Origin of the sequence: Rhodovulum sp. DZ06 (assembly GCF_050586345.1) — a bacterium.
In the GTDB taxonomy this organism is placed as follows: Bacteria; Pseudomonadota; Alphaproteobacteria; order Rhodobacterales; family Rhodobacteraceae; genus JBOCEF01.
The window spans coordinates 1-6834 of the sequence record NZ_JBOCEF010000086.1 but is presented as its reverse complement, the minus strand read 5'-3'; the positions used below and the strand labels follow the sequence as shown (position 1 = coordinate 6834).

Annotated in this window: 5 protein-coding genes; 2 read left to right on the top strand and 3 right to left on the bottom strand. The window is 74.2% G+C overall.

The annotated features are described in order from the left end of the window. Positions 1–204 precede the first annotated feature (204 nt). A complete protein-coding gene (locus tag ACQ5SO_RS21035) occupies positions 205–2490 on the top strand; it encodes a methyl-accepting chemotaxis protein (RefSeq protein ID WP_430943618.1) in 2286 nt (761 codons plus the stop codon). Between the two features lie 305 nt (positions 2491–2795). On the opposite strand, the gene phnE is transcribed toward ACQ5SO_RS21035, so the two are convergent. From phnE to ACQ5SO_RS21020, 3 genes are read right to left on the bottom strand one after another with little or no spacing between them, the layout of a single operon-like run. Continuing rightward, positions 2796–3635 carry a phosphonate ABC transporter, permease protein PhnE gene (gene phnE, locus ACQ5SO_RS21030; RefSeq protein ID WP_430943617.1) on the bottom strand — a complete coding sequence of 280 codons (840 nt, stop codon included), beginning with the start codon at positions 3633–3635 and terminating at the stop codon, positions 2796–2798. Continuing rightward, positions 3628–4407, bottom strand: coding sequence for a phosphonate ABC transporter ATP-binding protein (locus tag ACQ5SO_RS21025; protein WP_430943616.1), 780 nt, complete (start codon positions 4405–4407; stop codon positions 3628–3630). Before ACQ5SO_RS21025 ends, phnE begins: the two co-directional genes overlap by 8 nt. Positions 4408–4410: 3 nt before the next feature. Then, a complete protein-coding gene (locus ACQ5SO_RS21020; protein WP_430943615.1) occupies positions 4411–5265 on the bottom strand; it encodes a PhnD/SsuA/transferrin family substrate-binding protein in 855 nt (284 codons plus the stop codon). 105 nt (positions 5266–5370) lie between these two features. Between ACQ5SO_RS21020 and ACQ5SO_RS21015 the strand changes: the two genes are divergently transcribed. Continuing rightward, the gene (locus tag ACQ5SO_RS21015; protein WP_430943614.1) at positions 5371–6504 is read left to right on the top strand and encodes an alpha-D-ribose 1-methylphosphonate 5-triphosphate diphosphatase; all 1134 of its coding nucleotides are present in this window, start codon (positions 5371–5373) and stop codon (positions 6502–6504) included. Positions 6505–6834 lie beyond the last annotated feature (330 nt).

Here is a 6834-nt window from a genome sequence, read left to right as displayed (position 1 = left end):
TGGCGACCTCCTCTTTCGGGAGGTTGAATCAGATCGAGCCCGATTGGGGAATCCTGTTTATGGGGACAGGCCCTAGGCGATCCGGCCCGCCGGCGCGACCGGGCTGCGCGGTCGCGCCGCGCATCGTGACCCGCCTGCGGTTAAGCCGGGCGAAACCAACTGCGCCTACCGTCTCGCGGTTTTGTATATCCACGGAGCGGCCCAATGCAGCTACGAAACCTGTCGGCGAGCCGCAAGATCGGGCTCGTCTTCGCGCTTGTCGCGCTGATCGGCGCGGCGGGCACCGCCGCGACCCTCTGGTCGCTGTTCCAGGTCTCGGCCCGCGGGGTCGAGGTCGGCGAGGGGCTCGCCCCGCTCGGCGACGCGGCGATGGAGATCAAGCTGACCGGGGCCGAGGCGCACCTGGTGATGGAGGAGGTCATGGCCGGCGATCCCGCCGCCGACGTGGCCGAGGTCTGGGCGCATCTCGAGGACACCAAATTCTACGCGGGCGCGATCCTCGATGGCGGCGAGAACGAGGAAGGCCGCTTCGCGCCGTCCGACTCCCCCGCCGTGCGGGCCGAGATCGACCGCGTGCTGACCGGCATCGCGGCGTTCGAACAGGCGGCCCGGGACCGCCACGCGCTGCTCGCCTCGGCGCAGGGCGTCGGGTCGGACGCCGATCTCGAATTCGACGGGCTCTATGACGGGCTGGTGGGCGACGTCGCCGCGCTGGCCGCGCGCCGGGCGCAGGACCCCGCCGCGCAGGTCCATGGCGGCGAGGCGCGCTTCCTGCTCGCCAATGGCCACCTGCTGTTGGAGGAGGTGCTGGGCGGCGACGCGGGCGAGGATTTCGCCGAGGTGACCGCCGCCTTCGCCGCCGCCAAGGCCGAGGTCTCGGCCATCGGGCGGCTCGATCCCGCGCTGGCCGGCGCCGCGGCGGGCGTCGCGGGCGGCATCGACCGGCTCTCCGCGCTGGCCGAGACCCGGCGCGCGGCCGCCGCGGCGCGCGTCGCGCGGATCGAGGCGGCCGAGGTCGAGTTCGACGCCGCCTATCGCGATTTCGTGGAGCGGGCGGACGTGGCCGAGACGCTGATCCACGAGGCGATGGATGCGGGCATGGCCCGGCTGCACCGGATCAGCGCCCTCGCGACCGGCCTCGCCATCGCCGCGGTGCTCGCCATCCTCGCCGCGGCCGGGCTCGGCGGGCGCTGGCTGCACCATGCGCTGGGCCTGCGGCTGGGCGAGCTGTCGCGGCTGCTGGACAGCATCACCGCGGGCGGCGCGGTGGAGATGCCCGCCTGGCGCAGCGGCGACGAGGTCGGCAAGCTGCGCGACAGCCTGGAGCAGTTCGCCGCCGCCCGCGCCGCGCAGCAGGAGGCCGAGGCGGGCGTGCGCCGTTCGCGCGAGGAGGCCGAGGCCCGCGCCGCCGCCGCGATGGACCTGGCGCGCCGGATGGAGGCGCTGGTCGGCCAGGTGGTCGCCGGCAAGCTGGGCGGGCGGCTCGACGCCGGCGACGGGGCGGGCGAGCTCGCCGCCATGGCCGCCAACGTCAATGCGCTGATGGACACGGTCGAGGGCGTGGTGCGCGCGCTCAACGCCATGATGGGGCGGGTGTCGGACGGCGACCTGACCGCGCGGATGGAAGGCCGGTTCGAGGGGGATTTCGAGACCCTGCGCCAGAACGCCGACGCGATGGTCTCGCAGCTCGACCAGCTCGTCGCCCGGTTCCGGAACATGACCGAGCAGGCGGGCCAGGAGACCGGCGGCCTCGCCGCCGCGAGCGTGGAGCTCGCCGCCCAGGCCGAGAGCCAGGCCGCCTCGCTGGAGGAGACCTCGGCCGCGGCCGAGGAGATGACGGCGCGGGTGAAAAGCACCGCCTCGCTGTCCCAGGGCGCCGTCTCGCAGGCCCGCAAGGCCGGGCGCCAGGCGGAGGAGGGGCTGCAGGTGGTCGACCGCTCCAAGGCTGCGATGGAGGAGATCCGCGAAAGCTCGGCCCGCATCTCGGACATCACCTCGATCATCGAGGGGATCTCGTTCCAGACCAACCTGCTGGCGCTGAACGCGGCGGTGGAGGCCGCGCGGGCGGGCGAGGCCGGGAAGGGCTTCGCGGTGGTGGCGTCCGAGGTGCGGGCGCTGGCGCAGCGCTCCTCGGAAGCGGCCAGCGACATCTCGGGGATCATCAAGGACTCGGAGACGAAGGTGGTGCTCGGCGTCGACCTCGCCAACGCGACCGGCGAGGCGATCGACAGCCTGCGCGACGTGATCGGCACGCTGGCGAGCGAGATCGCCAAGATCTCGGACGACAACGAGCAGATCGCCAACTCGGTGGCCGAGCTGATGGCGGTGATCCAGGACATGGACGGCGCCACTCAGCGCTACGCCCAGAACGCGGAACGCAGCGCCTCGTCCTCGCGCACGCTGGAGAGCCTGATGGAGGAGGTCGCGAAACTGGCAGCGATCTTCACCACCTCGCGCGCGGGCGCGGCGCAGGTCGACCGCGCCGCCTGAGACCTGCGCGGGGCGGGGGCCCCGGGCATGGCGGGGCCTGGCGCGGCGGCGCCTGGGGCGGACGGCGAACAGGGGCCAGGGACGGGGCGCAGGGCCTGGCGCTAGACCGGGCGCAGAGCCCCTGGGCAAGGCGCGGCCGCCGGACCGGGCTTCGGCGGCGGAAGGGGTGTCGGGGGGCGGCGCGACGCCCCACCGGCGGCGCCCCTTCCCCCCGCGCCCCGGGCGAGGCGGAGGGGCGGGCGGCCCGCCCCCGGCCGCGCGCATGGCGCCGCCCGACCCGCCCCGCCCCGTCCCGCCCGGCCAGCTCAGCGCAGCCGGGCGCGCAGCCGGTCGGCCAGCCATTCCATGGCGATGACGATGACGAAGACGGCGAGGATGATCGCCGCGGCCTGCCGGTACTGGAACAGGTCGAACGCGGTCTTCAGCTCTTGCCCGATGCCGCCCGCGCCCACGAGGCCGAGCACCACCGAGGACCGCACCGCCTTCTCGAACGCGAACAGCGCGGCGTTGATCATCGACGGCGCCGCGTCCGGGATCACCGCGCCCAGAAGCACGCCCATCCGGCCCGCGCCGATCGCCTCCAGCGCCTGGCGCGGCTCGGGCTCCGTCTCCTCCATCGCCTCGGCGAAGAACCGCCCGCAGAAGCCCAGCGTGTCCATCATGATGGTCATCGTCCCCGCCACGGCCCCGAGGCCGACGGCCGAGACGAAGATCAGCGCCCAGACCAGGTCCGGCACCGTGCGCGCCAGCGACGTGATCCCCTTGAACAGGAAGGCGAAGGGCCCGAAGGGCGTGACCCCGCGCGCCGAGGCCCAGGCGATCGGGACCGAGAGGACGATGCCGAAGGCGGCGCCGACAAGGGCGATCTGAAGCGTCTCGACGATGCTCCAGAACATGCGCAGCAGGAAGGCGGGGTCGGTCTCGGGCGGCCACATCCGCGACAGCAGGCGCGCCATCCGCGGCCCCCCGTCCACCAGCCGCTGGGGCGAGGGCGCGACGTCGCCGAGCGAGGCGAGGATCAGTGCGCCGACGGCGACCCAGAGCGCGAAGGACAGCGGCGACAGGCCCGACAGGCGCGAGGGGGCGGGACCGGGGCGCTTGGCGGCGAAGGCGGCGAAGGGGGCGGGCGCGGATCGCTCAGCCATCGAACAGCTCCCCGAGCGCGCGCGGGCTCGCCTTCGCGGCGGGCAGGTCGAGCGCGATGCGCCCGCCCCGAAGCCCCACCACGCGGTCGGCATAGGCGCGCGCGTGCTCCATGTCATGGGTGGTGAACAGAAGCGCCGCGCCGCGCCGGTCGACCAGCGTGCAGAACAGCTCCATCACCTCGCGCCCCGCGGCGGGGTCGAGCGAGGCGGTGGGTTCATCCGCGATCACCAGCGCCGGGCGGCACACCAGCGCGCGGGCCACGGCGACCCGCTGCGCCTGCCCGCCCGACAGCCGGTCGGCCCGGTCGGCGGCGCGGTCCGCAAGGCCCACCTCGGCCAGCGCCTCCATCGCCTCGGCGCGCCAGGCGGCGGGGGCGGTGGCGGCGGACCAGGCCCCCCAGGCGCCGCGGCGGGCCATCAGCCCGTGCAGCACGTTCGAGAGGGCCGAGCGGCGCCGCACCAGCCCGTGCTGCTGGAACACGAAGCCGGTGCGCGCCCGCACCGCCCGGCGCCCCTTCGCCGCGCGCATGTCGGCGCCCAGCGTCTCGACCCCGCCATCGGCGGCGGCCAGCAGGCCGACCACCGCGTTCAGCAGCGTCGTCTTGCCCGCGCCGTTGGGGCCGACAAGGGCGACCTTCTCGCCGGGGGCGAGGGTGAAATCGACGCCGCGCAGCGTCTCGCGCGCGCCGCGGCGCACGGTCAGGCCGCGCACGCGGCACGCCGCCCCGGGGGTCTCCGGGGCGGCGGTCAGGGCGGTCGGCAGGTCGAGCATCGCTCAGTTGCCGACGAAGTCGGTGATCGTGTCGATGCCGATGGTCTTGTACATCGCGCGCACGTAGTCGTAGTCGGAATCCTGGATCCCGGTCAGGAAGAACCCGCCCTTGTACTTCTGGTTGTCGTCGCCCTTCAGGACGGCGGCCATCAGGTCCGCGCCATGCTCGACAAAGGCCGTGCGCACGGTCTCCAGCGTCTCGGCGGAGAGGTCGGCGCGCGCCACGAGGATGTCGTTGGGCAGGTCGCGCCCGCGGGCCACCACGGTGAAGGCGGTGTCGGGGAAGGCGGCGCGGATCTTGTTCAGGTGGCCGAAATTCATCCCCACCGCGGCGACGTCGCCGTTGATCATCGCCTGCACGGCGACGTTGCGGCCCACGATCTTCGCCTCGTAATCGGCGCCCGGTTCCAGCCCGAGATCCGCCAGCGCCTGCGCCGGGCCGAGATGCTGCGAGGTCGAGCCGACCGAGCCGAAGGTCACCACCTTGCCCTTCAGGTCCTGCACCGTCTTCACCGGCCCGTCCGCCAGCGCCACGACCTGCGCGAAATAATCCGGGCGCTGCCAGCCCGCGACGATCACCGGGCCCGCGAGGGCCTTGATGACGACGTACTCGGCCGGGCCGGTCAGCACGAAATCGACCTGCTCGGCGTTCATCGCCTCGACCGCCGCGGTGCGCGAGGACACGGGGTAGAGATCGACCTCGAGGCCGGTGATCTTCTCCAGCGCCGCTTCGAAGGCGCCGAACTCCTGGGTCAGCTGCTCGAGCCCCTCGATGTCGGTGACGGCGAATTTCAGCGGCTCGGCGGCGGCGGCGCCGGCGGCCAGGAACGCCGCGGCGGCGATGACGGTCTTCAGCATGGAAATGCCTCCTCGATGTGACGAAAGCGTCAAAGAGGGCTGTTAAGCGCGCTGCACGACGGCTGCGTGACGGCGCTGCGTCAGTTCGACGAAAAAGGAACGGACATGGACTGGATCATTCGCGGCGGCGATTTCCTGGGGCAGGGCGCGCCGGCGGGGGATGCGCTTTACATCGCGCAGGGGCGGATCGCGGAGGCCCCGGCGGAGGGCGCGCGGATGTTCGACGCGGGCGGGCTGACCGTCGCGCCGGGCCTCGTGGACCTGCATGGCGACGGGTTCGAGCGCAGCCTCTCGCCCCGGCCGGGGGTGTATTTCGACCCCGACGTGGCGCTGATCGACGCCGACCGGCAGATGGTCTGCAACGGCATCACCACCGCCTGGCTGGCGCTCACCATCTCGTGGGAGCCGGGGCTGCGCAGCGTCGAGACCGCCCGGCGGCTGGTCGAGGACTGGGCCCGCCTGCGCCCCGGCTTCGCCTGCGACATCCGCCTGCAATTGCGGTGGGAGGTCTACGCGCTGGATGCGGTGGAGCAGGTGGAGGCCTGGCTGGCGCTGGACCCGGCGCCGTCGCTGGCCTTCAACGACCATTTCACCGGCCTGTTCGACCCGGCGACGCGCATGGCCAGGAGCCTCTCGAAATACGCCGCCCGCGCGGGGCTGAGCGTGGAGGCGTATCGCGAGATGATCGGCGCGCTGGCCGAACGGCGGGCCGAGGTCGCGCCCGCCATCGCCCGCCTCGCCGCCGCCGCCGCCCGCGCCGGGGTCCCGATGCTGGCGCATGACGAGGGGACGGCCGAGGCGCGCCGCGCCGCCCGCGCGCAGGGGATCGCCGTCTCGGAATTCCCGCTGACGCGCGCGGCGGCCGAGGCGGCCGCGGCGGCGGGCGAGGCCATCGTCCTCGGCGCCCCCAACGTGGTCCGGGGCGGCAGCCATATCGGCGCGCTCGACGCCGGGCCGGCGGCCGAGGCGGGGCTCTGCACCGCGCTCGCCTCCGACTATTACTACCCCGCGCCGCTCGCCGCCGCCGCAAGGTTGCTGGAGGAGGGGCGGATGGCGCCGGACGCGGCCTGGTCCCTCGTCTCCGCCGGGCCCGCCGCGGCGATGGGGCTGGCCGATCGCGGCACGCTGGCGCCGGGCGCGCGCGGGGATGTCGTGCTGCTGCGCCGGGACGGGGCGGCGGCGCGGATCGAGGCGGTCTTCGCCGCGGGGCGCCTCGTGTGGTGCGCGCGCGGGCTCTGACGCCCCCTCGCGCGGGGTGCAGGTTCCCCCTTGCGCTCCGCCCCCGGGCGGCGGCAGGCTGTGCGCTTGAGCGGAACGGTCTTTCATTCGGCGCGCGCTTGCGGTCGACAGGCCGGGCCGATCCGCTAGATTGTCCGACGATCCGCGGGCCGACCGCGCCGCGCCCCCGCGGGCCGCGCGCAGCCCCGCGACGCAAACCAACAGGGATTTCGCATGCGTTATCACCAACCAGACAGCTTCGGCGCGGCGAGCGCCATCGCGACCTCCGCCCCGGGGGTGACGCGCTTTCTCGCCGGGGGGACGGACGTGCTGGTGCAGATGCGCGCCGGG